The 26,724-nt window shown below is 72.7% G+C and carries 22 protein-coding genes; 10 read left to right on the top strand and 12 right to left on the bottom strand.

What is annotated here, in order from left to right; genetic code table 11:
• Positions 1-95 precede the first annotated feature (95 nt).
• Both A3Q37_RS17230 and A3Q37_RS17225 read right to left on the bottom strand, forming a co-directional pair.
• Entirely contained in the window at positions 96-767 is a 672-nt protein-coding gene (locus A3Q37_RS17230; protein WP_065485351.1) for a SigE family RNA polymerase sigma factor, read from the bottom strand.
• A gap of 159 nt (positions 768-926) precedes the next feature.
• Positions 927-1,841, bottom strand: coding sequence for an A/G-specific adenine glycosylase (locus A3Q37_RS17225; protein WP_065485349.1), 915 nt, complete (start codon positions 1,839-1,841; stop codon positions 927-929).
• Positions 1,842-2,061: 220 nt separating this feature from the next.
• Between A3Q37_RS17225 and A3Q37_RS17220 the strand changes: the two genes are divergently transcribed.
• Positions 2,062-2,892, top strand: a complete 831-nt coding sequence (locus A3Q37_RS17220) for a hypothetical protein (protein ID WP_176711442.1) — start codon at positions 2,062-2,064, stop codon at positions 2,890-2,892.
• 320 nt (positions 2,893-3,212) lie between these two features.
• Here the strand turns inward: A3Q37_RS17220 and disA are convergent, their stop codons facing one another.
• The gene (gene disA, locus A3Q37_RS17215) at positions 3,213-4,337 is read right to left on the bottom strand and encodes a DNA integrity scanning diadenylate cyclase DisA (RefSeq protein WP_006125491.1); all 1,125 of its coding nucleotides are present in this window, start codon (positions 4,335-4,337) and stop codon (positions 3,213-3,215) included.
• A gap of 80 nt (positions 4,338-4,417) precedes the next feature.
• Positions 4,418-5,830, bottom strand: a complete 1,413-nt coding sequence (radA, locus tag A3Q37_RS17210) for a DNA repair protein RadA (RefSeq protein WP_065485347.1) — start codon at positions 5,828-5,830, stop codon at positions 4,418-4,420.
• A 220-nt stretch (positions 5,831-6,050) separates the two neighbouring features.
• Here radA and A3Q37_RS17205 point away from each other — a divergent pair, with 220 nt between their 5' ends.
• Positions 6,051-7,925: a BACON domain-containing protein gene (locus tag A3Q37_RS17205; protein ID WP_065485345.1), complete on the top strand. Its 1,875-nt coding sequence runs from the start codon at positions 6,051-6,053 to the stop codon at positions 7,923-7,925.
• A gap of 30 nt (positions 7,926-7,955) precedes the next feature.
• On the opposite strand, the gene A3Q37_RS17200 is transcribed toward A3Q37_RS17205, so the two are convergent.
• Positions 7,956-8,819: a hypothetical protein gene (locus A3Q37_RS17200; protein ID WP_065485343.1), complete on the bottom strand. Its 864-nt coding sequence runs from the start codon at positions 8,817-8,819 to the stop codon at positions 7,956-7,958.
• A gap of 39 nt (positions 8,820-8,858) precedes the next feature.
• Between A3Q37_RS17200 and A3Q37_RS17195 the strand changes: the two genes are divergently transcribed.
• The 4 genes from A3Q37_RS17195 (at position 8,859) to ilvD (ending at position 13,472) form a co-directional block, all read left to right on the top strand.
• Entirely contained in the window at positions 8,859-9,809 is a 951-nt protein-coding gene (locus A3Q37_RS17195) for a Ppx/GppA phosphatase family protein (RefSeq protein WP_065485341.1), read from the top strand.
• A gap of 150 nt (positions 9,810-9,959) precedes the next feature.
• Complete coding sequence (locus A3Q37_RS17190) at positions 9,960-10,790, top strand: sugar phosphate isomerase/epimerase (protein ID WP_065485339.1); 831 nt, start codon at positions 9,960-9,962, stop codon at positions 10,788-10,790.
• A 67-nt stretch (positions 10,791-10,857) separates the two neighbouring features.
• The gene (locus A3Q37_RS17185; protein WP_065485337.1) at positions 10,858-11,475 is read left to right on the top strand and encodes a TetR/AcrR family transcriptional regulator; all 618 of its coding nucleotides are present in this window, start codon (positions 10,858-10,860) and stop codon (positions 11,473-11,475) included.
• Between the two features lie 146 nt (positions 11,476-11,621).
• Positions 11,622-13,472: a dihydroxy-acid dehydratase gene (gene ilvD, locus A3Q37_RS17180; RefSeq protein WP_065485335.1), complete on the top strand. Its 1,851-nt coding sequence runs from the start codon at positions 11,622-11,624 to the stop codon at positions 13,470-13,472.
• Positions 13,473-13,713: 241 nt separating this feature from the next.
• Here ilvD and A3Q37_RS17175 read toward each other — a convergent pair whose 3' ends face one another.
• On the bottom strand, positions 13,714-15,912 hold the full coding sequence (locus A3Q37_RS17175; protein WP_065485333.1) for a protein kinase domain-containing protein: 2,199 nt from the start codon (positions 15,910-15,912) through the stop codon (positions 13,714-13,716).
• A gap of 134 nt (positions 15,913-16,046) precedes the next feature.
• On the opposite strand from A3Q37_RS17175, the gene A3Q37_RS17170 reads away from it, so the two are divergent.
• Positions 16,047-16,394, top strand: a complete 348-nt coding sequence (locus tag A3Q37_RS17170) for an SH3 domain-containing protein (protein WP_065485331.1) — start codon at positions 16,047-16,049, stop codon at positions 16,392-16,394.
• A 45-nt stretch (positions 16,395-16,439) separates the two neighbouring features.
• On the top strand, positions 16,440-16,970 hold the full coding sequence (locus A3Q37_RS17165; protein WP_065485329.1) for a hypothetical protein: 531 nt from the start codon (positions 16,440-16,442) through the stop codon (positions 16,968-16,970).
• Positions 16,971-17,017: 47 nt separating this feature from the next.
• Here A3Q37_RS17165 and A3Q37_RS17160 read toward each other — a convergent pair whose 3' ends face one another.
• Positions 17,018-17,440, bottom strand: a complete 423-nt coding sequence (locus tag A3Q37_RS17160) for a DUF3291 domain-containing protein (RefSeq protein WP_065485327.1) — start codon at positions 17,438-17,440, stop codon at positions 17,018-17,020.
• Between the two features lie 85 nt (positions 17,441-17,525).
• On the opposite strand from A3Q37_RS17160, the gene A3Q37_RS17155 reads away from it, so the two are divergent.
• The gene (locus A3Q37_RS17155; RefSeq protein WP_065485324.1) at positions 17,526-18,164 is read left to right on the top strand and encodes a MerR family transcriptional regulator; all 639 of its coding nucleotides are present in this window, start codon (positions 17,526-17,528) and stop codon (positions 18,162-18,164) included.
• Positions 18,165-18,369: 205 nt separating this feature from the next.
• Entirely contained in the window at positions 18,370-19,362 is a 993-nt protein-coding gene (locus A3Q37_RS17150) for an AfsR/SARP family transcriptional regulator (RefSeq protein ID WP_065485322.1), read from the top strand.
• A gap of 80 nt (positions 19,363-19,442) precedes the next feature.
• On the opposite strand, the gene A3Q37_RS17145 is transcribed toward A3Q37_RS17150, so the two are convergent.
• From A3Q37_RS17145 to A3Q37_RS17125, 5 genes are read right to left on the bottom strand one after another with little or no spacing between them, the layout of a single operon-like run.
• Positions 19,443-20,732, bottom strand: a complete 1,290-nt coding sequence (locus A3Q37_RS17145) for an NAD(P)/FAD-dependent oxidoreductase (protein ID WP_065485320.1) — start codon at positions 20,730-20,732, stop codon at positions 19,443-19,445.
• Between the two features lie 23 nt (positions 20,733-20,755).
• Entirely contained in the window at positions 20,756-21,538 is a 783-nt protein-coding gene (locus A3Q37_RS17140) for a 4'-phosphopantetheinyl transferase superfamily protein (RefSeq protein ID WP_065485318.1), read from the bottom strand.
• A 20-nt stretch (positions 21,539-21,558) separates the two neighbouring features.
• Positions 21,559-23,352: an acyl-CoA dehydrogenase family protein gene (locus tag A3Q37_RS17135; protein ID WP_065485316.1), complete on the bottom strand. Its 1,794-nt coding sequence runs from the start codon at positions 23,350-23,352 to the stop codon at positions 21,559-21,561.
• A complete protein-coding gene (locus A3Q37_RS17130; protein ID WP_065485313.1) occupies positions 23,339-25,060 on the bottom strand; it encodes an acyl-CoA dehydrogenase family protein in 1,722 nt (573 codons plus the stop codon). Before A3Q37_RS17130 ends, A3Q37_RS17135 begins: the two co-directional genes overlap by 14 nt.
• Complete coding sequence (locus A3Q37_RS17125; RefSeq protein WP_065485311.1) at positions 25,057-26,688, bottom strand: PfaD family polyunsaturated fatty acid/polyketide biosynthesis protein; 1,632 nt, start codon at positions 26,686-26,688, stop codon at positions 25,057-25,059. The genes A3Q37_RS17130 and A3Q37_RS17125 overlap by 4 nt, the downstream gene beginning before the upstream one ends.
• Positions 26,689-26,724 lie beyond the last annotated feature (36 nt).

Here is a 26,724-nt window from a genome sequence, read left to right as displayed (position 1 = left end):
ACTCGCCGCCGTACCGCCCCGGAATCTCCGGCTCCGGACCGGTCTCCCCGGCCCGTCGCCGTCCCCGAGGCCGCCACCCCCACCGCTGCTGCCACTCAGGCCGCGCACCGCTCCATCCCCCGCTCGTCGTGACGCCCGTTGCGCTGCGCCGGTGTGTGTGCCTTCGCCCCCGGCACCGACGTGAGCGGCGACCGCTGGGCGGGGACACGGGCGGAGGCGGCCGGCGCCACGCCCCGGTGGCCCCGGTGCTCCCGGGCGACCGCCTCGCGGCTGTCCAGCTCGCGGCTCTCCAGCTCCTGGCGCAGCCGCGCCAGGGCCCGGTGCAGCGTGCTCTTGACCGTACCGGCCGACATGCCGAGCGCCGCGGCCGTCTCCTCCGTGCTCATCTGCTCCCAGTGTCGCAGCACGACGACGCTGCGCTGCTTCGGAGCCAGAATCCCGAGGATGTCCATCAGCAGGGCGCGGTCGGCGCGCTGCTCGCTGCCGTCGTCGACGCTCGCGTCGGGCAGCTGCTCGGTCGGGACCTCTTCGAGCTTGCGCGCCCGCCACCACTCCGTACGGGTGTTGATCATGACGCGGCGCAGATAGGCGTCGGCCAGGGACTTGTCCGCGATGCCGTCCCAGCGGCCGTACGTGCGCACCAGGGCGGTCTGGAGCAGGTCCTGGGCGTCGACGGGGTCGGGGACCAGGCGGCGTGCGCTGCGCAGCAGCGCGTCCTGCCGTGTGCGTACGTAGTCCTCGAACGCGAGCACCTCGCCCTGCGCCATGACAACCGCCTCCGTCCCCGATCAATCCCCGTGGTCACTGCTGTCCCAGACGCTACGGAGGCGTTGTCACGGCGATGTGCGGAGCAGCCGTAGGCCGGTGCACGGCTGCCCATCGGTTGTGTAACAGTGCGGGGCCGGGGCCCGGGGACGGCGGCGGGATCAGGTCAGCGGCAGCCGGTACCGCCCGTCGGCCAGCGGCTCGACGAGCCCGTCCGCGACCAGCCCGTCCAGCGCCCGGGCCCGCTGCACCGGCTCCTCCCACACCGCGTCCAGGGCGGCCTGCGGTACGGGGTTGACCGCGTCCCGCAACACCGCCAGCAGCCGGCCGCGCACCTGGCGGTCGGTACCGGCGTACGTCTGTCCCTTGCGCGGCGGGCCTTCGTGCGCGGGCTTCCCGGCCAGCCGCCAGGCACACCGCGAGGCGATCGGGCACCGGTCGCAGTCCTCGTTGCGCGCGGTGCACACGAGGGCGCCCAGCTCCATCGTGGCCGCCGCCCACTTCGCCGCCCGCTCGTCCTCGTCGGGGAGCAGCGCCCGGGCGAGCTTGCGTTCGGCGGCCGTCGTCGCGTTCGGCGGGTACTGGACCCCGGTCGCGGCGCGGGCGAACACCCGGCGGACGTTCGTGTCGAGCACCGCGTGCCGCTGTCCGTACGCGAACGAGGCCACGGCCGCCGCCGTGTACTCGCCGATCCCGGGCAGCGCCAGCAGCTGGGCGTGCTCGCTCGGTACGTCACCGCCGTGCCGTTCCGTTATCGCCTGCGCGGCCCCGTGCAGCCGCAGCGCGCGGCGCGGGTAGCCGAGCCGGCCCCAGGCCCGGACCGCCTCACCGGGCGCCTCGGCGGCCAGGTCGGCGGGGCGGGGCCAGCGGGCGAGCCACTGTTCGTACACCGGGAGGACCCGGCTCACCGGGGTCTGCTGGAGCATGAACTCGCTGACCATCACGCCCCAGGCGCCCGCTTCGGGGCGGCGCCAGGGCAGATCGCGGGCGTGCTGCTCGAACCACCCGATGACGGGGGTGTGGAGGGAGGCGGCGGCGGGGGGCGTCTGGGGTGAGGGGGAAGTCATGGCAGTCATGGCACTGACGATCCTGGCACGGAAGGCGGGGCGGGTGTCACGCGCGCGGGGGTGTCGGCCCGCGCGGCGGGCCCAGGGGGTGACAACGCCACCCGTTCTGTCCCCTGTGACCCGGTCGCGGCCCTCTTCCCATGATGATGATCGGCAAAACTTGTGAGCGGAGCGGCGGGTGGGGCCGGACTCGGTCCGGATCTCTCGTAGAGTTCCGCCCGTGGGATCTATGCGCAATCCGGTCGGTCCGCTTCCCTCCAGCATCTACTGGCGACGAAGGGCGGTAGCGGGACTTCTGGTTGCGCTGCTCGCCGCGCTGATCGCCTGGGCGGTGACGTCCGGCGGCGGCGGTGGAGGCGGCAAGGACGACGCCAAGCCCGGCGGCTCCGCCCCGGTCGAGTCGATCACCCCCGGCCCGGGCAGCTCCGGCCCCGCGATCAGCCAACAGCCGGGCGGCCGCGACGAGTCGGACGACGAGGACGCCTCGGGCGGTTCGGGCGGCTCCGACGGCTCGGGTGAGTCCTCGGGCGGTTCGTCCGACGGCTCGTCAACAGGCGGTACGGATACGGGTTCTGGCGACTCGTCCGGTGCGGGCTCGGCCGGTTCGGGCGGTGGCGGCAGCGCGGGCCAGCAGGTCCCGGCGGGGTCCCCGCTCCCCGAGTGCAAGCCCGCGGCCGTGCAGTTGAGCCTGCGGACGAAGGTCAGTTACGGCCCCGACGACAAGCCGAAGTTCGAACTGATCGCCAAGAACACCTCGTCGACCACGTGCAAGGCGGACTTCGGGCCGAAGAACGCGGTGCTCACGGTGACGGAGGCGGGGGGCGAGGACGACGACCCGATCTGGTCCTCGAAGGACTGCCCGGCTTCGGCGGGCCCGCTGTTCCTGAAGGTGCCGGCGGGGGCGACGGTGATCCACACGGTGTCCTGGAACCGCACCCTGTCCGCGCCCGGGTGCGCGACGCCGCCGTCGGGGAAGGCGGGCCCGGGAACGTACCTCCTGGAGGCGAAGGCCCCCGGCGAGCCGGTCCAGCGAGCGTCGTTCGTCCTCGCCAAGGACTGATGGCCCGTGTCCCAGCCCGTCCGGCGACGCTTCCAGCCCGTCCGGCGCTTGAGGACGGAACCGTCGACGTGGTCGTGCGCTGAGCTCACGGGGTCGGGCGAGCCCATCTCCAGCCCGTCCGGCGATTGAGGACGGAACCGTTCACGCGGACGAGCGAGGCACCCATGGGTCCGGGCCGGCCCGTAAAGCCACCGCCCGCCGGGGAGCAGGGTTCCGTCCTCAATCGCCGGACGGGCTTGAGGCGGCCCGGGCCGGCCCGTATACGCACCGCCCGCCGGGCAGCAGGGTTCCGTCCTCAAACGCCGGACGGGCTTGATAGGTCAGACGTAGCGTTCCAGGATTGACGACTCTGCCAGGCGCGACAGGCCCTCGCGGACACTCCGGGCCCGGGCCTCGCCCACGCCGTCCACCGTCTGGAGATCATCCACGCTGGCGGCAAGAAGCTTCTGAAGACCACCGAAGTGCTCCACCAGCCGCTCAATGATCGCCCCCGGCAACCGCGGCACCTTCGCCAGCAGCCGGAAGCCCCGCGGCGACACCGCCGAGTCCAGCGTCTCCGGCGAGCCGCTGTAGCCCAGCGCCCGCGCCACCACCGGCAGCTCCAGCAGCTCCGTGTGGCTCAGGGAGTCCAGCTCCGTCAGCGCCTCCGCCACCGTGCGCGACCGTTTCGCCGTCGGCTCGGGGACGTAATCCCGGACGACCAGCTCCCGCTCCGGCTCGACACCCGCGATCAGCTCGTCCAGCTGGAGCGAGAGCAGCCGCCCGTCGGTGCCGAGCTCGACCACGTACTCCGCGATCTCCGTCGCGATCCGCCGCACCATCTCCAGCCGCTGCGCCACCGCCGTCACGTCCCGGACGGTGACCAGGTCCTCGATCTCCAGCGCGGACAGCGTGCCCGCGACCTCGTCGAGGCGGAGCTTGTACCGTTCCAGCGTGGCGAGCGCCTGATTCGCCCGGGACAGGATCGCGGAGGACTCCTCCAGGACCCGCCGCTCCCCGTCCACGTACAGCGCGATCAGCCGCATCGACTGGGAGACCGAGACGACGGGGAAGCCGCACGCCTTGGAGACCCGGTCCGCCGTGCGGTGCCGGGTGCCCGTCTCCTCCGTGGGGATCGACGCGTCCGGGACCAGCTGCACCCCGGCCCGCAGGATCTTGGTCATGTCCTTGTCGAGGATCAGCGCCCCGTCGAGCTTGCACAGCTCACGCAGGCGCGTCGCCGTGAACTCCACGTCCAGCACGAATCCGCCGGTGCACATCGACTCGACGGTCCGGTCCATGCCCAGCACGATCAGGCCACCGGTATTGCCGCGGAGAATGCGCTCCAGGCCGTCCCGCAGGGCCATACCGGGCGCGACCGCGCTCAGCGAGGCGCGCATCAGCGCCTCGTTACCGGTGCCTTGGCCGGACTTTCCGGGCGTCGTCGCCCGGTCGTTGGCTGCCACTGCACTCCTCCGGTCACAGGTTTGCGGTGCCCGTGCGTCCCCCATGCCGTGTCCACGGGCGGGCGAGACCAGGGCAAAGTCTACCGGCGCGCGTTGTCCTCCTGTGGTGCCTCCTGGCGAGAGCGGCGCGGGAGGACCCGCAGAGCGTCGCCCATGTCGGCGACTTCCGTGACCTTCATACCGGCCGGGACCCTCCCCGGGTCGGTCGGTACGAGGGCGTGCGTGAAGCCCAGACGGTGTGCCTCGGCCAGCCTTCTCTGCACCCCGGTGACCCTTCTGACCTCGCCCGCGAGCCCCACTTCGCCGATCGCGACCAGGTTCTTCGGGAGCGGGGTGTCGCTGGCCGCGCTGGCCAGCGCGAGCGCGACCGCCAGGTCCGCGGCGGGCTCCGTGAGCTTCACGCCGCCCACCGTCGCGCTGTAGATGTCGCGCTTGCCGAGCGCGCTGATCCGGCCCCGCTGCTCCAGCACGGCGAGCATCATCGAGACCCGGGAGGTCTCCAGACCGGAGGTCGTGCGCCGGGGCGAGGGGATCTGCGAGTCGACGGTGAGCGCCTGCACCTCGGCGACCAGCGGCCGCTTGCCCTCCAGCGTCACCGTGAGGCACGTGCCCGGGACCGCCACGTCGCGGCGGGTCAGGAAGAGGCCCGAGGGGTCGGCGAGACCGGTGATGCCCTCGTCGTGGAGCTCGAAGCAGCCGACCTCGTCGGTCGCCCCATAACGGTTCTTGACGCCGCGCACCAGCCGCAGCCGGGCGTGCCGGTCGCCCTCGAAGGACAGCACCACGTCCACCAGGTGCTCCAGCAGCCGGGGCCCGGCGATCGCGCCGTCCTTCGTCACATGGCCGACCAGCAGCGTGGCCATCCCGCGCTCCTTGGACGCCCGGATCAGTGCCCCGGCGACCTCCCGGACCTGGGCCATCCCGCCGGGCGCGCCGTCGATCTCGGGCGAGGCGACCGTCTGCACCGAGTCCAGGATCAGCAGCGACGGCTTCACCTCGTCCAGATGCGCGAGCACCGCCGACAGATCGGTCTCCGCCGCGAGGTAGAGGTGGTCGTTGATCGCCTTGATCCGGTCGGCCCGCAGCCGGACCTGGCTCGCGGACTCCTCGGCGGTCACATAGAGCGTGCGGTGGTCGTCGCTCGCTGCCTTGGCCGCCACGTCCAGCAGCAGCGTCGACTTGCCGACGCCCGGCTCACCGGCCAGCAGCACGACCGCGCCCGGCACGAGCCCGCCGCCCAGCACCCGGTCCAGCTCGCCGACGCCGGTGGACCGGGCCGTGGCCGTACGGCTGTCGACCTGGCCGATCGGCAGCGCGGCGGTGGAGACCCGGCCGGCGGCGGTCGTGCGCACGGCGGGCGCGCCGCCGAACTCCTCGACCGTCCCCCACGCCTGGCACTCGGGGCAACGGCCGAGCCATTTGGCGGTCGTCCAGCCGCATTCGGTGCAGCGGTAGGACGGCCGGTCCTTCGCGGATTTCGTACGGGCAGCCATGGCGTCACCGTATCGGTGGGGTACGACAACGCCGCCCGGGCGGTCGGCACGCACTGCCCCGCCGCGCGCAGGGGCGCACGGAAGCACTCCGGAGCACTACGGGCGGAATCCGTGATCTCTGTCCGCTTTCACAACTCTTTCGAGGGATACGTTCACCCGTAAGGATTAAAAGTACGCAAGGGGCACTTGAGGCGTGCGCTCCGTTGCCTACGGTCGCCGGGTGACGAGCAGCAGGCTGGAGACCCCGACACACACCACCGGCGCACACCGGGCGCACCGCCGAGGAACCGACGCCCCGGCACAGCGACCGCCCGCACGTTACGAGCCGTATCTCGACGGCCTCTTCACGTACTGCCTCTCCGTGCTCTGCGATCACGACGCGGCCGCCGAGGCGCTCGGCGCCGTCCTGGCGATCGCGGACCGGCAGGACGCCCGGGGCCCCACGGCCGAGGAGGAACGTACATCCTGGCTGTACGCCCTGGCCCGGTGGATCTGTCTGCGGGCGCTCACCGAGCGCGGGCGCGGCCGCCAGGCCCACCGCCGCCCCTCGGGGACGGTCAAGCCACCGCGTACGGCCAAGGCGTCCGAGACCGGCAGCGAGAACCGCAGTGCGACCGGGACCGCCAAAGGGGCGCGCGCCGCCCGGCGCACGCCGGAGCACACCGCCCCCGCGCAGACCTCGCCCGCCACCCCCGAGGACGCCACCACCCCCGCCCCCGCCGAGTCACCGGCCGCCGAGGCCCGCCGCCGGGAGCTCGCCACGCTCGCCTGGCCCGAGGCCGCGGGCACCACCCCGGAGCAGCGCGAAGCCCTCGAACTGGCCGTACGCCACCGGCTCCCCCCGCGCGCCGTCGCCGCCGTACTCGGGCTCGAACCCGCCACCGCCCGGGAGCTGCTGGCCGCCGCGGCCTGCGAGGTGGAGCGCACCCGCGCCGCCCTCGCCGTCGTCGAGGGCGGCGACTGCCCCACGGTCGCCCGGCTCACCGGCGACCACCAGGTGCTGCTCTCCGCCGCCCTGCGCCGCGAGCTCGTCCGGCACGTCGACGACTGCCCCCGCTGCCGCCGCGCCGCCGAACGGGCGGACGCGGCGGGACCCTGGCCCGGGGCGGCCCTGGCCCCGGTCGCGGCCCTGCCCCTCGTGGAGGCCCCCCGCCCCTCCGTCTACGTCGCGATGGCCCAGGCCCAGCGCTCGCGCGCCGCGGGCCCGCGCTTCGACCGGAGCGGATTTCCGCTCGACCCCAAGGACCAGGCGGCCCGCCGGGACCGGCTGCGCGCCCGGGTCGTGACGACCACGGTCGTCGCGACGGTGGTCGCCGCCCCCGTGATCGCCCTCTGGGCCGCGTACCGGGGAGCGCCGCAGACCGGCGAGGGCCACGACGGCACCTCGGTCACCGCCACGGAGGTGGACGGCGCCGGCGGTATGAGCGGTGACCCGTACTCCCCGTACGAGAACACCGGCCACGGCCGCCCCGGCGACCGTTTCGGCGCCCGCATCCCGGACGTCACCGCCGAGGTGGTCAGCACCGGCGGCGCGCAGCACGGCGACGCCCGGCTGACGGTGACGGCCCGGACCTCCGGGGCGGTCACGACGATCACGCTGACCGCGTCCGGCCGGGGGCCGGTCGGCTGGTCGGCGACGACGGACGCCCCGTGGCTGCGCCTCAGCCGTACGTCGGGCACGCTCGCGCCCGGGCAGTCCACGACGATCGCGGTCTCGGTGATCCGGGACGCGCAGCCGGGCGGGCCGTGGCGGGCCCGGATCTCGCTGACCCCCTCGGGCTCCGCCGTCCTCATCGACGGTCACGGGGTCGCCGCCCCGACCACGGGCGGCCCGCGCCCCACCCGCCCCGGCACGGAATCGCCCCGCCCCACGGACCCGGGCCCCACGGACCCCGGTCCGACCGATCCGGGCCCGACCGATCCCGGCCCCACCGATCCGGGCCCGACCGATCCCGGCCCCACCGACCCCGGGCCGGACCCGACCGACCCCACGGACCCGCCGGACCCGACCGATCCGCCCGACCCCACGGACCCGCCCGAACCGACGCCGGACCCGACCGACCCGAGCCCCACGGACCCGGCCCCGACGGACTGAGGAAGGACGACGGGGCGCGGGCGCCGGGCCTCAGCGCTTTTTCGAAGGCTTGGGCAGCGGCGGGTCCGCCGGATGCGGGGCCATCGGCAGCAGCGAGGACAGCCGCTCCTCGCACAGCTCGACCAGCCGGTCGTAGCCCTCCTTGCCCATCAGCTCGATCAGCTCCGGGCGGTAGGACACGTACACCGGGTCACCGGCCCCGTGCGCCGAGGTGGCCGAGGTGCACCACCAGTGCAGGTCGTGGCCGCCCGGGCCCCAGCCCCGGCGGTCGTACTCCCCGATCGTCACCTGGAGCACCCGGGTGTCGTCGGGCCGGTCGATCCAGTCGTACGTCCGCCGCACCGGCAGCTGCCAGCACACGTCCGGCTTGGTCTCCAGGGGCTCCTTGCCCTCCCGCAGCGCCAGGATGTGCAGCGAGCAGCCCGCCCCGGCGGGGAACCCCGGCCGGTTCTGGAAGATGCAGGAGCCCTCCCAGCGGCGGGTCTGCCGCTCGCCGTCCTCGTCGACGCCGACCCAGCCCGTCTCCGTACCGACGTCGTGGAACTGCCACAGCTCCGGCGTGAGCCGCGCCACGTGCTCCGCGACCCGCTTCTCGTCGTCCTCGTCGGAGAAGTGCGCGCCCAGCGTGCAGCAGCCGTCGTCGGCGCGGCCCGCCTGGATGCCCTGGCAGCCGCTGCCGAAGATGCAGGTCCAACGGGACGTCAGCCAGGTCAGATCGCAGCGGAAGACCTGTTCGTCGTCGGCCGGGTCGGGGAACTCCACCCAGGCCCGCGCGAAGTCGATGCCCTTCTCGTCGGCCGGGTCCGGTCCGTTCGCCTCCGGCTGTGACGCCTGCTTGTTCGACTTCGGCTTCTTCGTGGCTTTGTCCTGCTTAGCCTTTTTCGTCTTTGGCACGCGCCCAGAGTAAGTCGCGCGGCGCAGTAGCGTTCCCGTATGAGACTCGGAGTCCTCGACGTGGGATCGAACACGGTTCATCTGCTGGTGGTCGACGCCCACCCCGGCGCCCGCCCGCTGCCCGCGCACTCGCACAAGGCCGAGCTCCGGCTCGCCGAACTCCTCGACGGGACCGGCGCGATCGGCCCCCTGGGTATCGACCGGCTCGTGGCGACGATCGCCGGAGCCGTCCAGGCCGCCGAGGACAAGGGGTGCGAGGACGTGCTGCCGTTCGCCACCTCCGCGGTGCGCGAGGCCACCAACGCGGACGAGGTGCTGGAGCGCGTACGGGTCGAGACCGGCGTCGACCTCGCCGTCCTCAGCGGCGAGGAGGAGGCCCGGCTGACCTTCCTGGCCGCCCGCCGCTGGTTCGGCTGGTCGGCGGGGAAGCTGCTGGTCCTGGACATCGGCGGCGGCTCGCTGGAGATCGCCTTCGGTATCGACGAGGAACCCGACACCGCCGTCTCCCTGCCGCTCGGCGCGGGCCGCCTCACCGGCGCCTGGCTGCCGGACGACCCGGCCGGCCCCGAACAGGTCAGGGCGCTGCGCCGGCACGTACGGGCCAGTATCGCGCGGACGGTCGGCGAGTTCGCCCGGGCCGGCCGCCCCGACCACGTCGTCGCCACCTCCAAGACGTTCAAGCAGCTCGCCCGGATCGCCGGAGCCGCCCGCTCCACCGAGGGCCTGTACGTCCAGCGCTCGCTGAGCCGCAAGGCGCTGGAGGAGTGGGTCCCCAAGCTGGCCGCGATGACCGTCGAGGAGCGCGGCCGGCTCCCCGGAGTCTCCGAGGGCCGGGCCGCCCAGCTGCTCGCCGGGGCGCTGGTGGCCGAGGGGGCGATGGACCTGTTCGGCGTCGAGGAGCTGGAGATCTGCCCCTGGGCCCTGCGCGAGGGCGTCATCCTGCGCCGCCTGGACCACCTCCCGGTGGAACGGGCCGCCCTGCCCGGGTGAGGTGAGGCGAGCCGGTCGAGGTGAGGCGGGACCGTACGGGACGCGCCACTTCGGTGACGTACGGTCACGGGCCATGGCCCTGATCACTTTCGGCCAGGACCACTCGGAGTGGCGCATCACTGCCCGTACGCTGTCCAGGTGGCAGAACCAGTGGTGCGCATCCCCGATGCGAAGGTCGCCCTGTCGACGGCCTCGGTCTACCCCGAGTCCACGGCGACGGCCTTCGAGATCGCCGCGCGCCTGGGGTACGACGGCGTCGAGGTCATGGTCTGGACCGACCCCGTCAGCCAGGACATCGAGGCCCTGCGCCGGCTCTCCGACTACCACCGGGTGCCGATCCTGGCGGTCCACGCCCCCTGCCTCCTGATCACCCAGCGCGTCTGGTCCACCGACCCCTGGGTCAAGCTCCAGCGGGCGAAGGCGGCCGCCGAGAAGCTCGGCGCCTCCACCGTCGTGGTGCACCCCCCGTTCCGTTGGCAGCGCAACTACTCCCGCGACTTCGTGACCGGGATCTGGCGGATGGCCGGTGAGACGGACGTCCGGTTCGCCGTCGAGAACATGTACCCCTGGCGCTACCGGGACCGCGAGATGCTCGCGTACGCCCCCGACTGGGACGTCACCAACGACGACTACCGGCACTTCACGGTCGACCTCTCGCACACCGCGACCGCCCGCACCGAGGCGCTCGCCATGGTGGACCGGATGGGCGACCGGCTCGCCCACGTCCACCTCGCCGACGGCAAGGGCTCGGCGAAGGACGAGCACCTGGTGCCGGGCCGGGGCGACCAGCCGTGCGCGGAGCTGCTGGAGCGCCTGGCGCGTACGGGGTTCGACGGCCATGTCGTCATCGAGGTCAATACCCGGCGCGCGATGTCCTCCGCCGAACGCGAGGCCGATCTGGCGGAGGCGCTGGCGTTCACCCGCCTCCACCTGGCCACGTCCGCCGCCCCCGACCCGTCCCCGAAGATCCACCGCCCGTGACCGAGGGACGCGATCCGCTGCCCGTGACCGCGGAACCCGACCCGCTGCCCGTGACTCCGGAGCGCCCATGACCGACGACGCTCCCGCCCCGCGCCGCCGGGGCCGGCCCTCCCGCAAGGCCGCGGCCGAGGGCCCCGACGCCCGGACACGCATCCTGGAGGCGGCCCGTACGGAGTTCGCCGAACGCGGCTACGACAAGACGTCGATCCGGGGCATCGCCAAGGCCGCCGGGGTCGACGCGGCCCTCGTCCACCACTACTTCGGTACGAAGGACGAGGTCTTCGCGGCGGCCGTCGAGGTCACCTTCGAGCCCGCCCTGGTCATCCCCACCGTGCTCGGCGGCCCGCCGGAGCACCTGGGGGAGCGGCTGGCGCGCTTCTTCCTCTCCGTGTGGGAGGACCCCGGCACCCGGACGCCCCTGCTGGCGATCCTGCGCTCGGCGGTCACCCACGAGGCGGCCGCGACCGTCCTGCGCGACTTCGTGCTGCGCCGGCTGCTGGAGCGGATCGCGGCCGAGCTGGACGTACCGGACCCCACCTTCCGCGCCGAGCTGGCCGCCTCCCACATGCTGGGCATCGCGATGCTGCGGTACGTGGTCCGCGCCGAGCCGCTCGCCTCCGCCGACCCGGAGGAGATCGTCGCGATGGTGGCGCCCACGCTCCAGAGATACTTGGGCGAGGGCTGAAGCGGCGGGACGGGGTGACCACCCAGCGACCACCATGTCCCGCATTCCGGACCGCCTGTCCAGATCTTGGATTCGGGGCGTACGCTCGAAGACAGCCTTTTCTTTAACTGTCGGAGGCAGTCCACCTGCCGAAGGAGCGAGCGACGATGCCCCAGCTGAGGTCCCGCACGGTCACCCACGGACGCAACATGGCGGGCGCGCGCGCCCTTATGCGCGCGTCGGGCGTAGCGAGCGCGGACATCGGCAAGCCGATCATCGCCGTCGCCAACTCGTTCACCGAGTTCGTCCCCGGCCACACCCACCTCGCCCCGGTCGGCCGGATCGTCTCCGAGGCGATCCAGGCGGCGGGCGCGGTCCCGCGCGAGTTCAACACGATCGCCGTGGACGACGGCATCGCGATGGGCCACGGCGGCATGCTCTACAGCCTGCCCTCCCGCGACCTGATCGCGGACTCCGTGGAGTACATGGTCGAGGCGCACTGCGCGGACGCCCTGATCTGCATCTCCAACTGCGACAAGATCACCCCGGGCATGCTGAACGCCGCGATGCGCCTCAACATCCCGACGGTCTTCGTCTCCGGCGGCCCGATGGAGGCCGGCAAAGCCACCCTCGTCGACGGGACCGTGCGAAAACTCGACCTGGTCAACGCGATCAGCGACGCGGTCGATGAGTCGATCTCGGACGAGGACATCCTCCGTATCGAGGAGAACGCCTGCCCCACCTGCGGCAGCTGTTCCGGCATGTTCACCGCCAACTCCATGAACTGCCTGACCGAGGCCCTCGGCCTCTCCCTCCCCGGCAACGGCTCGGTCCTCGCCACCCACACCGCCCGCAAGGCGCTGTACGAGGAGGCCGGCCGCACGATCGTCGAGATCACCAAGCGGTACTACGAGCAGGACGATGCGACGGTCCTGCCGCGCTCCATCGGCACCCGCGCCGCGTTCGACAACGCGATGGCGCTGGACATCGCCATGGGCGGCTCGACCAACACGATCCTGCACCTGCTGGCCGCCGCGCAGGAGGCCGAGCTGGCCTACGACCTGGCCGACATCGACGCCGTCTCGCGCCGCGTCCCGTGCCTCGCCAAGGTCGCCCCGAACGTCGCCCCCGGCGGCACGTACTACATGGAGGACGTGCACCGCGCCGGCGGTATCCCCGCCCTCCTCGGCGAACTCCACCGCGGCGGTCTGCTCAACGAGGACGTGCACTCGGTGCACTCCGACACCCTCGCCGAGTGGCTGAAGACCTGGGACGTCCGCGGCGGCTCCCCGTCCGCCGAGGCCGTCGAGCTGTGGCACGCGGCCCCCGGCTGTGTCCGCTCGGCCACCGCCTTCTCGCAGTCCGAGCGGTGGGACACCCTCGACCTGGACGCGGCGGGCGGCTGCATCCGCGACGTCGAGCACGCCTACTCCAAGGACGGCGGCCTCGCCGTCCTCAAGGGCAACCTCGCTGAGGACGGCTGTGTCGTGAAGACCGCCGGCGTCGACGAGTCGATCTGGACCTTCGAGGGTCCGGCCGTCGTCTGCGAATCGCAGGACGAGGCCGTCGACAAGATCCTCCGCAAGGAGATCGAGCCGGGCGACGTCGTCGTCATCCGTTACGAGGGCCCGCGCGGCGGCCCCGGTATGCAGGAGATGCTCTACCCCACGTCCTTCCTCAAGGGCCGGGGTCTGGGCAAGGTCTGCGCCCTGGTCACCGACGGCCGCTTCTCCGGCGGCACGTCGGGCCTCTCCATCGGCCACGCCTCGCCCGAGGCGGCCTCCGGCGGCACGATCGCGCTCGTCGAGGACGGCGACCGCATCCGTATCGACATCCCGAACCGCTCGATCGAACTGCTCGTCGACGAGGCCGAACTGACGAGCCGCCGGGAGGCGCTGAACGGGGTGTACGCCCCGAAGAACCGCGACCGCAAGGTCTCGGCCGCGCTGCGCGCCTACGCGGCGATGGCGACGAGCGCGGACCGGGGAGCGGTCCGCGACATCTCGAAGCTCGGCTGACGCGGCTGCCGCCCGGGCAAAATTCAAGCCCCTCCGGCGATTGAGGAGCGGGGTCCGGGGCGGAGCCCCGGGAACCCGGCGGCGGACCGGCCTCACCAGCCGCTCCGGTGAGCATTCGGGCCTCTCCACCGGCACTTCCGGTGGAGAGGCCAACGCTTTCCGCGTCTCCGGGCAACCAATTCAAGCCCTCCGGCGATTGAGGAGCGCGGTCCGGGGCAGCGCCCCGGAAACCCGGACCGCCTCACCAGCCCCCCGGCTCCGCCCCGTCCACCGCGAACACCGACCCGTCCGGCGCCGTCCCCACCACCACCCGCCCCGCCACCACCGGCGCAGGCAGATCCGACGCATACGTCAGCTTCCCCCCGCTCAGCCGTGCCCGCGTCTGCCCCACCAGCGTCCCCCGCCCCGTATCCACCGCCAGCAACCGCCCGTCCGCCGCGGAGAAGTACAGGTGGCCGCCCTCCCCGAGCACCGGAGCGGACGCCCGCCCCACCCCGGTCTCCAGCCGCCACAGCTCCGCGTCCGTCTTCGCACCGCCGCCCGCCCCCGTGTCGACGGCCAGCAGCGACCCGCCCCGCCCCAGCAGATACGCGACATCCCCGGCCATCACCACCTGCGGCCCGTCCAACGTGAAGGGCAACGCGATACGCGTGGCGGCGACACCCGACGCGGGCGCGTACCGGACCAGCTCGGCCGTGTCCGAGTTCTCGTCCATCGCCGTCAGCACCAGCTCCCCCGCCCCGGCCGTGGACACCGGCGTCAGCACCCCGTCCAGCCGCCGCTGCCAAGCCGCCCGGCCGCTCCCCGCGTCCACCGCCGTCACGAGCGTCGACGCACCCGAGGGCGCGTGTTCGAAGGCGTAGGCGAGCCCGGACCCACCGTCGTACAGCGCGAAGTCCGGCCGGACATGCCCCGCCAGCCGCTTCTTCCAGCGGGACGCCCCGCTCGCCCCGTCCAGCGCCGTCACCGTCCCGTCGTCCGCGACGGCCAGCAGCGTGTCGCCCGCCGGGAACGCCGCCCCGGGGCTTGCCGACAGCGAGGTGTCCCGGACGGCGGTCCCCTTCACCGGGTCGAACGCGCGCAGCTTCCCGTCCGGACCGCCGGCCAGCACGACCGCGCCCGACACGATCGGAGCGTGGGCGGCACCGTCCGCGGAGGACCGGGCCGTCCAGACCACACGCCCGTCCGCCGGATCGATCCTGACTGTGCCGGTCCCGGCCACCGAGCAGTACAGCGCGCCTCCGGCCCCGGCCCCGGCACAGACGGGCGTGCCGCTCCCGGAGGCCCGCAGCTCGGTACGCCAAGGAGCGACGGCACCCCCGTCCTCAGGCCCGCCCTTGGGCCCGCCCGCCTCCGCTTCCGGCCCGGGCCGACTCCCCTCCGTACGGCCTCCGCCCCCGCCCCACACGGCGTACGCCCCCGCCCCCGCACCCGCCACCAGCAGAAGCACCGCCGCCGCCACGACCAGCCGGGCGCGCGGCAGCCACCGGCGGCGCACCGGCGGCGCGGCCCGCACATGCGTGTCCTCCTCCGAACCGTCCCGCTCCCCGTCCGGCACCGCCGCCGCGACCACCGCCCGCCGCCGCTGCGCCGGTACGAACGCCGCCGCCTCGTACGACGGGGGCCCCAGCGCCGCCATCACCTCGTCCGGCGTCGGCCGGTCGGCCGGGTCCTTCGCCAGGCACCGGGCGACCAGCGGGGCCAGCTCCTCGGGCACCCCGCCCAGATCCGGCTGATCGTGCACCACCTGGTACGCCACGATGTACGGGCTGTCCGAGTCGAACGGCCCCCGGCCCGTCGCCGCGTGGACGATCACGGCCCCCAGCGCGAACACGTCGACCGGCGGCCCCACCTCGCGCGGCCGCTGGAACTGCTCGGGAGCCATGTAGGGCGGCGACCCGATCAGCTTGCCGGTCTCGGTGCGCAGATCACTGTCGTACGGCCGTGAGATCCCGAAGTCGATGACCTTCGGGCCCCCGTCGGTCAGCAGCACGTTGCTCGGCTTGAGGTCGCGGTGGATCACGCCCGCCCGGTGGATGTCCCGCAGCGCCTCGGCCAGACCGGCGACCAGCCTGCGCAGCGCGGCGGGGGCCATCGGACCGTTCCGCTTCACCTGCTCGGCGAGCGTGGGCCCGGGGACGTAAAGGGTGGCCATCCACGGCCGTTCGGCCTCCGGATCGGCGTCGACGACGGGCGCGGTGAACGCCCCGCTCACCCGCCGCGCGGCCGCCACCTCCTGCCGGAACCGCGCCCTGAACTCGGGATCCGCCGCATACGGCGCGTGCACGACCTTCACCGCGAGCTGCATCCCCGAGGCCGAGCGCGCCAGATGCACGACCCCCATGCCGCCCGAGCCCAGACAGGCATCGAGTCGGTAGGCGCCGGCGTACTGCGGAAACTCCGCTTCCGGATGCGCTCCGGGCTCTCGCAGCGGCGGCATCGACCACCCCCGTGTGTTCACGCGCATGCGACGCACGGAGCCTAGTCGATGGTGCGTGCGAGAGGCACGGGGCTTGCTAGCCTGCGCGTCGTACGCACAGGTGCGTACGCGACATCTCAACGGGGGAGTCCCACATGGGCGTTGAAGAGCACACGCAGGACCAGGCGGCGGCCGAGGCGACGGCGACCGCGGAGAACGTGTCGGCGGCGGGGGAGATCGAGACCACCGCGTCCGGCACCCGCTACCCGATCGCCCCGGGCTACCGGGTCAACGTCCGCACCGGACCGGGCACCAGCTACCGCATCGTCCGGACCCTGCCGTACGGCCAGAAGATCCCGATCTACTGCCAGAAGCCGGGGGAGCGGGTCACCGGCCCGTACGGCACGTCGAACCTCTGGGACAACATCGCCAACGGCCAGTTCGTCTCGGACGCCTACGTCTACACGGGGCGTGACGGCTACATCGCACCGCGCTGCGACTGACGGCACCGCCCGGGGTACTGGGGGCGGCGGGGGATAATCGACCCCGTGAGCGAGAACAGCGCAGCCCCCGGCACCCCGCCCGGCACGGCCCCGGGGCCGCAGCCCGAGCCGATCCGCTTCTTCGGCACGACGTGGGTCGACCACGACGGCGGTTACGGGCTCCGCCGCGCCGGCGTCGCCGTCGGCTCCCTGGCCGCCGCCGTCGCCGCCTGCTTCGTCCTGCGCTTCGCCTACGAGGGGCTGGAGATCGCGGAGGTCGGCGGGTTCATCGGGATGCTGGTCATCGCGATGTTCTCGATCTGTAGCGCCATCGCGTTCCGCAAGACCTGGGAGAGCTTCGGCGCCCGCCCCGAGGACCCGTCCCGCGAGGACGCCCTGCGCGGCCTGAAGTCCATCGGCTTCATCGGCTCGCTCCTCGCCTACTTCGTCCGCTCGCTCACCGAGGCCCCGGGCGAGAAGCTGCGCCGCACCGAGTACGAGAAGGCCCGCGCCCAGTTCGAGAAGCGCCGCTCGACCCGCACCGGCAACCCGGCGGCCCGCAAGGCCTCCGCCCGCAAGCGCCCGAAGCGCGGCTGAGCCCCGGTCCAGAGGCGGGGGAGGCCCTGGACCGGGAGACAAGTGGGTCAGGCGCGCCCGCCGCCTTGTACGGCGTCCTGGCGCGCCTGCGCCTCGATGTGCCGCTTGGCGTCCTCCCAGGTGATGGGCAGCTGGGCCACCGGCACCTCCCAGAAGGTGAACGTCGACGAGCCCATCACGGAGCGCAGTCCGGTCATGACGCTCTTGTGAGGCTCTGTCCGCGCGTAGGTGTAGAGCGCGTCCTTGTCCTCCCAGGCGGAGAGTGTGTAGAAGACGCCCTTCAGCAGCTGGGCCTCCAGGGAGGCTCCGAGGGCTCCCGGCGCCTTGCGCACCTGGCCCCAGGCGGAAAGCGACTTCAGGAAGAAGCGCGGGGTGTGTTTGCGGGACTTCACCTCCAGGCGTGAAGCCATGACGAAGGCGGTGGTGTCGGGCCGGGCCGGGTTCGGCGTCGTCCAGGGAAGAGTCGGCACGGTATCCTCGCATCACAGTTGGTGAGTGGCGGTATCTATATTAGACAGTGGTACTGCCTAGTCGCCAGTGGGGAGCCGAATCCGCGTGAGAATTTCCGAGCTGAGCCGCCGCAGCGGTGTGGCCACCGCGACGATCAAGTACTACCTGCGGGAAGGGCTGCTGCCGCCGGGGCGCGCCACCGCCGCGACCCAGGCGGAGTACGGCGAGGTCCATGTACGCCGCCTGCGGCTGATCCGGGCTCTCATAGGAGTGCGGGGGCTGACCGTGAGCGCGGCCAAGGACGTCCTGGACGTCGTCAACGAGGGCAAGGCCGACACGCACGAGCTGCTGGGACTGGTCTTCGGTATCCGGCCGCCCGCCGAGGGCGACACCCCCGCCCGGGCGCCGGACGAGGCGCCGGGCGGGGGTGCCGGCGACGTCGACGCCCTGATCGCGGAGATGGGATGGACCGTCTCCGAGCACAACCCCGCCCGGGAGACCCTCACCCAGACCCTGCATACGCTCAACTCCCTCGGCATGGAATACAGCTGGCGCACGCTGCTGCCCTACGCGGCGCTGGCCGAGCAGACGGCCACGCTCGACCTGGACCAGCTCCAGGGGCCGGACGACCCGCTGGAGAAGGCGGAGCGAGCCGTCCTGCTGACCGTTCTGCTGGAGCCCGCGCTGCTGGCCCTGCGCCGGCTCGCGCAGGAGGCGGAGTCGACGGTCCGCCATCGCAGCTGACGCCCCGGCCGTGAGCTGCGGGCAGCCCCGAAGCGTCCGGCCCCATGGCAGCACGGCGGTGGGGTCCGGCGCCTGAGTGGCCGGTACTCACCTTCCTTCCGCCTGCCTCTCCGCTTTCCGGGGAACGGGCCGGGTGAGTCGCATGTGAAGTGAGTGGCAATCCCTCATGTTTCCCCGTGCGCGGAAATGGTCTTCTCGCGGGTGAATGCACACGGCGGACATCATCCACCGCATGTGGGGAGGCATGGGAATGCAGTTCAGGATTCTGGGCCCGCCCGATCTTTTCGATGAGGAGCGCCGCCTTCGAACGCCACTGACCAGCCCCAAACAGAAACGGCTGCTCGGAGCGCTGATCGCACGGCCGAATTCCTTCGTACCGAGGGAGGAGCTGATGCGAGAGATCTGGGGCGGGCAGGCGCCGAAACAGGCACGCAACGCCCTCAACGCCCATTTCTCGGGGCTGCGGAAGACCGTGGAAACGGCGGAGAGGGCGAGGGGCGGGCAGGCTCGTCTGGTCACCGGGGCCGACGGGCTCATGCTGCGGGTGTCCCCGGCGGAGACGGACAGCGGCCGCTTCTGCCTCGCCGTCTCCCGGGCCCAGGGCCGGTGCCGGACAGCTCCCGAGGAAGCGTACGGAATTCTGCGCAAGGCCCTCCCGCTGTGGCGCGGGGCCGTCCTGGAGGGCGAGGGCCCGCACGGGCCCCTCGGCGCGGCCCTCGCCGAACAGCTCCAGGACGTGCGACGGCGGGCGCTGGAACTCCTCTTCGACGCGGCCCTGAGCTCCCTCCGGCACGAGGACGTCCTGCCGGAACTGCGGCAGGCCACCGTCGCCCACCCGCTGTGCGAACGCTTCCACGACCAGCTGATGCTGGCCCTGTGCCGCTCCGGCCGGGGCGGGGAGGCGATCGGCGTCTACACCGAGGCCCGGCAGCGGCTCACCGCGGCCCACGGGCACACCCCGCTGCTGAGCGCCCGCCTCGAACAGATCGGCGCGCAGTCCCCCGAGCTGTCCGCCGCGGGGGCGGGGGCGCCCATCGCGCCCCTGCCGCTCCGATCGCCGGCCGGCCGCGAGGCGGCGCGCCCCCACCGGTTCGCGGTCCGGCACGTCGAGCGGGCGGACGGGCCGGCGGAACGCTCGGCCCTCGGGTTTCTGACCGACCTCCTCAGCGGCCGGGAGCTGTACACCGGCAGAGTGTGAGGTCGTAGAGAAACGTCCCGGAGAATCCTTCAAGGATTCTCCGGGACGTTTCGTACGACCCCTCGGCCGGGGCGGATCGGTCAGAGTTCGCTGATGATCCGGGCCGCTACATCCATTCCGGAGGAGTATCCGGCCTCGTGCGAACCTATCTGGTCCACGCCGTGGCGCTTGGCGTGGAAATAGGAACCGCACAGCTTCACGCGGGTGCCGTCATTGACGTCGTAGATGTCCTTCTGTAGTTCGCGGACCGCCACGTCGATGATGGGGTGGCTGTAGGGGAATTCGGCGATGACGGTCGCCGGGTCCACCTCGCCCGGGTAGTCGAGGGTGACGAAATAGTCCTTCTCGGCGGTGAATCCGTGCAGTTTGTTCATGTAATAGGCCACATAGGTCTTCGGCTGCCCGTCGACCTCGACCTTGCCGTAGTTCCACGCCTCCCAGCGTTCCCGGTCGGCCGGCACCACGGACGGGTCGGTGTGCAGGATGACCGACGAGCCGTTGTACGCCACCTTGGAGAGCACCGCGGTCTGCCGCTCGGTGGGGTTGTCCAGCATGGCGAGCGCCTCGTCGGCGTGCGCGCCGACGACCACGTAGTCGAACCGCTCGGACCCCTGCGCAGTGGTCACGGTGGCCCCGTCGCCGTCCTGGTGGATCGCGGTCACCGGCTCCCCGGACCGGATCTCCGGGCCGATCGCGGCCAGCGCCTTGCGCACATAGGAGATGGAACCGCCCCCGACCGTCCGCCAGTCCACCTCGCGGCCGCCGAGCCCGCCCTCGTCGTGCCCCATGAAGAACGCGATCGCGGTGCTGGCGGGCATCTGCCAGATCAGCTCGGCGGGAATCGACCACACCGCCGAGCACAGCAGGATCACGTACGAGTGGCGGAACGCCTGGCTGTAGCCGCCCCGGTCCAGGTACTCGCCGAGGGGGATGTCGGCCTTCTTGCGGACGAAGTCCTTGCGCCCCTCGGTGTGGAAACGCCGCGCCTCACGCCAGATGGTCAGGAACTCCTCGGAGTAACGGGCGGACACCTCCTCCTCGCTCATGTCGAGTTCCTTGGTCCCGTACTCCAGACCGCTGTTCCGGTCGAAGAAGTTGAAGGCGCCGCGGTGCTTGACGGTGTCGACGCCCAACTCCTCGAAGAACTCGCAGAGGTTGGTGTAGGCGGGGCGGTTGAACACGACGAAGGCGGTGTCGATGCCGAGGGTGCGGCCGTTCTCCACGACCTCGACCGTGTTGGCGTGACCGCCCAGGCGGTCCTCCCGCTCGAAGATCGTGATCCGGGCGCGGTCGCGCAGGTGGTACGCGGCCGAGAGTCCGGCGACACCGGCTCCGACGATAGCCACGCGGGGGCGGGTGGGCTGTGACATGGAAGTGTCCTTCGTGGTCGGTCTCAGACGGACGAGAGGTCCGCGTGCGAGAGGTCCAGGGGCGAGGGGCCCGCGTGCGGCAGGTCCAGGGGCGAGAGGGGGGCGAGGTCGATACGGCGGAGATCCTCCGGGTGGCCGTCCTCGGCGGCGACGGCCACGAGGTAGCCGGGTGCGGGGCGGAGCAGGTCGAACCACCAGCGGGCCGCGGCGTCCGGCGGCCGACGCCGATCGCGGTCGTGCACGCGGATCCGGCCGCTTCCGCGCGGTCCGAACGCGAAACCGCCCAGGTCCCGGGTCAGACCGGTGCCCAGAGCCTTGAGATAGGCCTCCTTGAGCACCCACAGCTCCCCGGCGACGGCGTTTCGCACACCGGGGGCCGAAGCGGCCAGCTCGGCCCGTTCGGCGGGGGCGAGCCGGGGCTCCAGCCAGGTCACCAGCCCGGCGGGTGCGGGGTCGGGGCCGACGTCGACCCCGCACCCCCGACCCCGGGTGACGACGCAGGCGATCAGCCCCTCGGTGTGCGAGAGGTTGAACCGCAGGCCCTCCCCGTCGGGGAGCGGCTCCGGCCGGCCGTGCTCGCCGGTCGTGAAACGCCAGTGCTCCAGGGGCCGGGGCACCCGTGCGCTGAGGGCGTAGCGGCACAGCAGCCGCGCTCCCAGATAGCGCCGCGCGGCCCCCGGGGTCAGCCGTCGGCCGAGAGCCGCCCGTTCTCCGGAGGTGAGCAGCCGGGTACCGCCGAGCGCGGCGGCGAAGCGGTCCACCGCGTGCTCGGGCAGCAGCCACAGGAAGGCGGGATCGGACGGCATGGCCGGCGCCCTTTCGGTTCTCAGCGGCGGGCGGCGGCGGGGACGCCGGACCGCTTGGCGAGCGCGAACTGCCAGTGCGAGAAGAGCTTGTCCTGCTGGTGCAGCCCGCGCAGCACCGCCATCACCTCGTCGATGTCGGTCTGATCCGTGATCTGCTCGACCGGGTGGACGTGGCGGCGCAGCCGCTCCAGCATCAGCAGCAGCAGCGCGCCGCTCGGCAGCGGGGCATCGGACGCCCCGTGCGAGTGGACGAAGGTGAGCACACAGGCCGCGACCGCGTGCAACAGGCAGTACTCCTTGGACAGTTCGAACAGTTCCGCCGAGTGCCCGTAGGCCCGTCCCAGCTCCGCCTTGAGCGCGGCGGCCCGGTCGGACAGCGCAGCCGTCCGGCCCAGCAGCTCCTCGGCCGCATCGGCCGCCCGCTCCAGCCGCTCCCGTTCGGGGCCCCCGGCCGCCGCGGCGATCTCCCGCAGCCGGCGCACGCCGTCGGGCGCGGCCAGGAGCGCGTCGTCCGCGCCCCGGCTGAACAGCTCCTGCTTCCACGGCTCGTACGGCGGAAGCTCCCGGTCCATGCCGAACAGCACCGCCGCGCGTTCGGCGGCCGCCGTCCGGGTCTCGGCCGGCGCTTCGCGGACCGTGTTCAGCAGCCCGTCGAGCTGCTGGCCGAGGTTACGGAGGTTCACCACGGTGTTTCCGTCGGCGATGTTGGCCACCAGCAGGTCGCGCAGCATCTTCTGGTACGGGCCGTAGTGCGGGTGGTCGCGGAGGAAGAACCGCGCCCCGAGAACGGTGTTCAGCTGGGACATGCTCTTCTCCAGCAGGGTCGGCACGAGGTACTTCACCACCGACGACCACACACTGATCTGCTCCGGCGCGGCCTGGAGGCAGCGCACCGCTCCCAGGCTCATCGCGTCGGCGACCATCAGGTCGGCGAACACCTCGGTCAGCTGCCGACGGCTGTAGGGCACGTCGCTGACCGCGGTACCGAAGATCACCCGCCCCTCGGTGAAGTCCAGGGTCAGCCGCAGTCCGGTGTCGACCGCCGAGAGCGGCAGGCTGCCGATCACGCTGCGCGCCACCTGCGTGGCCTTGAGCGCGATCTCCAGCCCCTGGCCCTCGGCCCCGAGCAGCGCGCTGTCCGGCACGAAGGCGCGGTCCAGGCGCACCCCGCTGAGGTCGAGAGCCCGCAGCCCGTGCAGCTTCTCGCTGGGCAGTTCCTCGACGGTCCCGGCCGCCAGCTGCCACTTGTCGACGATGAAGACGGAGTACGCACCGGGTCCGTTGCGGCGGCCGGTCCGCGCGTACACCACCATCGTGTCGGCGACGGTGGCGTTGCCGATCAGCCACTTCTCCCCGGTCAGTTCGTAGCCGCCGTCGACCTTGACGGCGGCCATCTCGTTGGCGATCAGGTCGCTGCCGTGGTCGCGCTCGGACAGCCCCCAGGACAGGCCTCCGCCCCGCTTCATCGCGGCGATGGCAGAGCTCTTCTGCTCCTCGGTGCCCGCGATCCACAGCGGCATGAAGCTGAGGTTGGTGATCACCAGGCAGGTGGCGGTCGTACAGTCCCGGCGGGCGACCAGGCGCATCAGGTTGAAGCCGGTCTCCACATTGCCGGCCCGGCCGCCCTGTTCCGCGGGCAGGGAGTACTCGTGTGTGCCCCAGCGGCGCAGCTGGCCGACGAAGCCGAAGGGGTACTCCTCGTGCTCGTCGTGGTCCATGATCCGGCGGAAGGACATCCGGCTGCCGTCGTCGGACGGGTCGCCGAGGTACTGCTCCAACTCCGCAGCCAGTGCGGTGAGATCAGCCTTGGACATGGGGCTCCTGTCGGGTCGGCGCCAGCGTGACGGGCAGGGCGGAGAAGAGCTGTCCGGACTCCCGCAGCGCCGCGACGGCGTCCAGGGCGGGGATCAGGGCGGCGCCGTGACGCCGGGGGTCCACGCCGTCGGCGCGGGCGAGGAGATAGCCGAGCACGGCGCCCAGCCAGCCCGTGGAGCCGGGCTTCGTGCCGTACAGCGAACGGTCCTGATTGGCGTGCCACAGGTGGACGCAGGCGGCGGCGGCGTGCAGCCACGCGTACCGCTCGGCCGCGTCCACCAGGGCGTTGGGATCGGCGTCGCGCTGCTGCGCGGCGCGCGTCAGCTCCCCGAGCCCGTCGGCGGCGGTGGCCAGGCGGCGCAGCAGCTCACCCGTCACGTCGTCCTCTTCCGCCACGCTCCCGGTCACCTCCGCGAGCACGGCCCCGAGCCCGGCGAGGACCGGGTCGGAGCCCCGGGCGAACATGTCGAGCCGGGACGGCTCGTACGCCGGAAGGTCCGCGCCGAGAGCGAAGACCGTGGTCAGGGCCTGGACGTCGGACGAGGCGCCGGCCACCGTCAGTGTCGGCAGCTGCCCCGCGTACGACCGCAGGTTGGCCAGGGTGCTGGAGTCGATGACCCGGACGACTCCCGAGTCCCGCTGGAGTTTCTGGAAGAGCCCGGAGCCGCGCTCCCCCTCCCGCAGCACCGAGCGGGTCGCGAGGACCGTGCCGCAGCGGCGGATCAGTTCGTCGCAGGACTCCGCCACCACATGCTTGGCGACCGGGGCCCAGACGCTGAACACCTCGGGCAGCACATGGACCCCACGGGCCGCGCTCGTCGCCACCACGTCCGCCGCCAGGAGGGCCGCCGAGGCGACAGCCAGCTCGCGCCGGGGGTGGGGGGAATCGGTGAGCAGGGTGCGGCCGACCTTGCGGGCGGCGGCGAAGTCCAGGGCGAGGCGCACCGCGCTGTCGGCTATGCCCAGGCTGCCGGCCATGCTCATCAGCCGTACCGCCTGCTGCGCCTTCACCGCCGCCTCGAGACCCTCGCCGGTCCTGCCGACGAGCGCGTCCTCCGGCACCCGCAGCCCGGTGAAGCGCATCCGGGCCAGATCGATGCCGCGCATCCCGCCGGTGCGCACGGCCGGAACCCGTTCCAGCTGTCCGGGCTCCACCGCCGCCACGTCCAGCAGCACGGCCGAGAAAGCGGCCGGCCCCCGGCCTCCGGTGCGGGCGACCACATAGACCGCCTCGCAGCGCATCCCCAGGCCGACCATCCACTTCTCGCCGTCCAGCACCCCGTCGGACAGCCGCACCTCGCCCGCCAGCAGATCGCTGCCGTGCTCCGCCTCGGTGAGCGCGAAGGCCACCGCGCCGCCGCCGCGCAGGATCTTGGCCGCCCGCTCCTGCTGCGCGGGCGAGCCGTGCAGCTGGAGGCAGGTCGCGGCGATGATGCTGAACATCGTGCCCGGCATGATGCTGACGTCCCGGCGGGCCGCACACCGCACCAGGGTGAGGCTGCGGTCGAACGACCGGAACGTGCCGCCCCACTCCGGCGGCAGGTAGGCCAGGTGGAACCCGGCGCCGACGAGCGCCTCGCACAGCGCGGTGGGGAACTCGTCGCCCTCGTCGCGGGCGACCGCGGCGGCGAAGCCGTACGGCAGGGTGTCGTCGCCGGGATCGCCGAGCAGCTCCTCGAGCCGCTCCGGAGTCAGCGCCGCGCTCATCGCAGACCTGCCGGGGTGCCGTCGGCCGGAGCCTCCAGCGGTACGGGACGGTAGTCGCCGACCCCTGCCGGAATCCGCACGCCGGCGTTGCGTAGCTGGGCGAGACGGGTGTGGAAGGCCGCGCCCAGCATCAGGTGGTGGGCCACGTCGGCCACGCGCCGGTTGCCCGGCGTCTTCAGATAGCTGCCGGTCACCCAGTCGTTGAAGCTTCCCATCGCCGGGCCGCACCAGACCTGGTAGTCCATCGTCCGGTCGGCGTCGCCGGTGACGGCCCAGCGCGAGGACATGCCCAGGTACCACCGGAAGACGAGCGCCATCCGCCGCTTGGGACTGCCCGCCGCGCGGGCGAGCTGCTCCGGGTCGCGTTTCTCGAAGTACCCCACGCACTCCTGCCAGACGTCCTCCAGCGGACGCCGGAAGACCTGCTGCTCCAGCTTGGCGCGTTCGGCGGCCGGGATCGCCTCGATGCTGTCGTGGGCCTGGTAGAGCTGGTAGAGCTTCTTGGCCCGCATCGGGAAGAGCGTGCCCTTCTTCAGGACCTGGAGCTCCACTCCCATCTCGAACATGTCGGCCGCGGGGGCCATGTCGCAGTCGGCGATCCCCGCCTCCGCGAGCATCGCCTTGGAGGCGGTGGACGCCCCCGACTCCAGGCACGACTGGTTCACCGAACCGGTCACCACGTACGCGGCTCCCATGGCGAAGGCGGCGGAGACCGCGACGGGAGTGCCGAGCCCGCCTCCCGCGCCCACCCGGATCGGCACCGTGTAGCGGTGCTCGCGCTGCACGGTGTCGCGCAGCCGCAGGATCGTCGGCAGCAGTGCGGGCAGCGGACGGCGGTCGGTGTGGCCGCCGGAGTCGGCCTCCACGGTGATGTCGTCGGCCAGCGGCACATGGTGGGCGAGCGAGGCCTGCTCCTGGGTGATCAGCCCCTGCTCCAGCAGGGAGGTGACCAGGGTCGCGGGCGCGGGACGCATGAAACGCTCGGCGGTCTCGGTCCGGGAGATCTTGGCGATCACCCGGTTGTCGGCGACGACGGAGCCGTCCGGTTCCCGGCGGAGTCCGGCCAGCCGGTAGCGGACCACGTGCGGGGTGAGGTTGAGATAGGCGGACGCCTCGACGCAGCGCACGCCGTGGCGCAGGAAGAGCTCCACGGCCTCCCGCTCCAGCCGGTCCTCACTGGGGCTGTGGATGAGGTTGACCGCGTACGGCAGGCCGGGGATCTCGACGGCGAACCTGCCGAGCGCCTTCTCGATCGTCCCGGGCAGCAGGCCGGCTGCCCCGTAGGAGGCGAGGAACCCCTCCCGGGCGAGGGAGACGACCATGTCGGCCGAGGCGATGCCGCCCGCCATGGCGCCGGCCATGTACGGGCTGCGCACTCCGTGGGCGGCGAGGAAGGCGGCCGACCCCAGCCGCTGCGGCGGCAGCGGCTGGACGGCGGTGAGCAGCGGCCATCCGGTGGCGTCGGCGCCGGAGACCACGGAGCCGCCGGAGACGGCGCCGATTCCTTGCGGGGTGACGACGATGAAACAGGGCTGGTCCAGGTCGGCGAGGGCGTTGTAGATCCCCGCCGCGTCCGTGCTGGGGTACCGCTCTCCGGACCACCGGAGAGGAGTGTCGTGAAGTGGCATGGCGAACGAAGCTCCTAGGAGGTGTCTTGTCGATCG

This window comes from Streptomyces sp. PTY087I2, assembly GCF_001687325.1.
GTDB lineage: Bacteria > Actinomycetota > Actinomycetes > Streptomycetales > Streptomycetaceae > Streptomyces.
This window is presented reverse-complemented; position numbering and strand designations above follow the sequence as displayed.

Excerpts from the sequence above, each read along its gene's own strand:
- A3Q37_RS17230 (WP_065485351.1), bottom strand. The coding sequence starts at position 767 with ATGGCGCAGGGCGAGGTGCTCGCGTTCGAGGACTACGTACGCACACGG.
- A3Q37_RS17225 (WP_065485349.1), bottom strand. The coding sequence starts at position 1,841 with ATGACTGCCATGACTTCCCCCTCACCCCAGACGCCCCCCGCCGCCGCC.
- A3Q37_RS17220 (WP_176711442.1), top strand. The coding sequence starts at position 2,062 with ATGCGCAATCCGGTCGGTCCGCTTCCCTCCAGCATCTACTGGCGACGA.
- radA (WP_065485347.1), bottom strand. The coding sequence starts at position 5,830 with ATGGCTGCCCGTACGAAATCCGCGAAGGACCGGCCGTCCTACCGCTGC.
- A3Q37_RS17195 (WP_065485341.1), top strand. The coding sequence starts at position 8,859 with ATGAGACTCGGAGTCCTCGACGTGGGATCGAACACGGTTCATCTGCTG.
- A3Q37_RS17185 (WP_065485337.1), top strand. The coding sequence starts at position 10,858 with ATGACCGACGACGCTCCCGCCCCGCGCCGCCGGGGCCGGCCCTCCCGC.
- ilvD (WP_065485335.1), top strand. The coding sequence starts at position 11,622 with ATGCCCCAGCTGAGGTCCCGCACGGTCACCCACGGACGCAACATGGCG.
- A3Q37_RS17175 (WP_065485333.1), bottom strand. The coding sequence starts at position 15,912 with ATGCCGCCGCTGCGAGAGCCCGGAGCGCATCCGGAAGCGGAGTTTCCG.
- A3Q37_RS17170 (WP_065485331.1), top strand. The coding sequence starts at position 16,047 with ATGGGCGTTGAAGAGCACACGCAGGACCAGGCGGCGGCCGAGGCGACG.
- A3Q37_RS17150 (WP_065485322.1), top strand. The coding sequence starts at position 18,370 with ATGCACACGGCGGACATCATCCACCGCATGTGGGGAGGCATGGGAATG.
- A3Q37_RS17145 (WP_065485320.1), bottom strand. The coding sequence starts at position 20,732 with ATGTCACAGCCCACCCGCCCCCGCGTGGCTATCGTCGGAGCCGGTGTC.
- A3Q37_RS17140 (WP_065485318.1), bottom strand. The coding sequence starts at position 21,538 with ATGCCGTCCGATCCCGCCTTCCTGTGGCTGCTGCCCGAGCACGCGGTG.
- A3Q37_RS17135 (WP_065485316.1), bottom strand. The coding sequence starts at position 23,352 with ATGTCCAAGGCTGATCTCACCGCACTGGCTGCGGAGTTGGAGCAGTAC.
- A3Q37_RS17130 (WP_065485313.1), bottom strand. The coding sequence starts at position 25,060 with ATGAGCGCGGCGCTGACTCCGGAGCGGCTCGAGGAGCTGCTCGGCGAT.
- A3Q37_RS17125 (WP_065485311.1), bottom strand. The coding sequence starts at position 26,688 with ATGCCACTTCACGACACTCCTCTCCGGTGGTCCGGAGAGCGGTACCCC.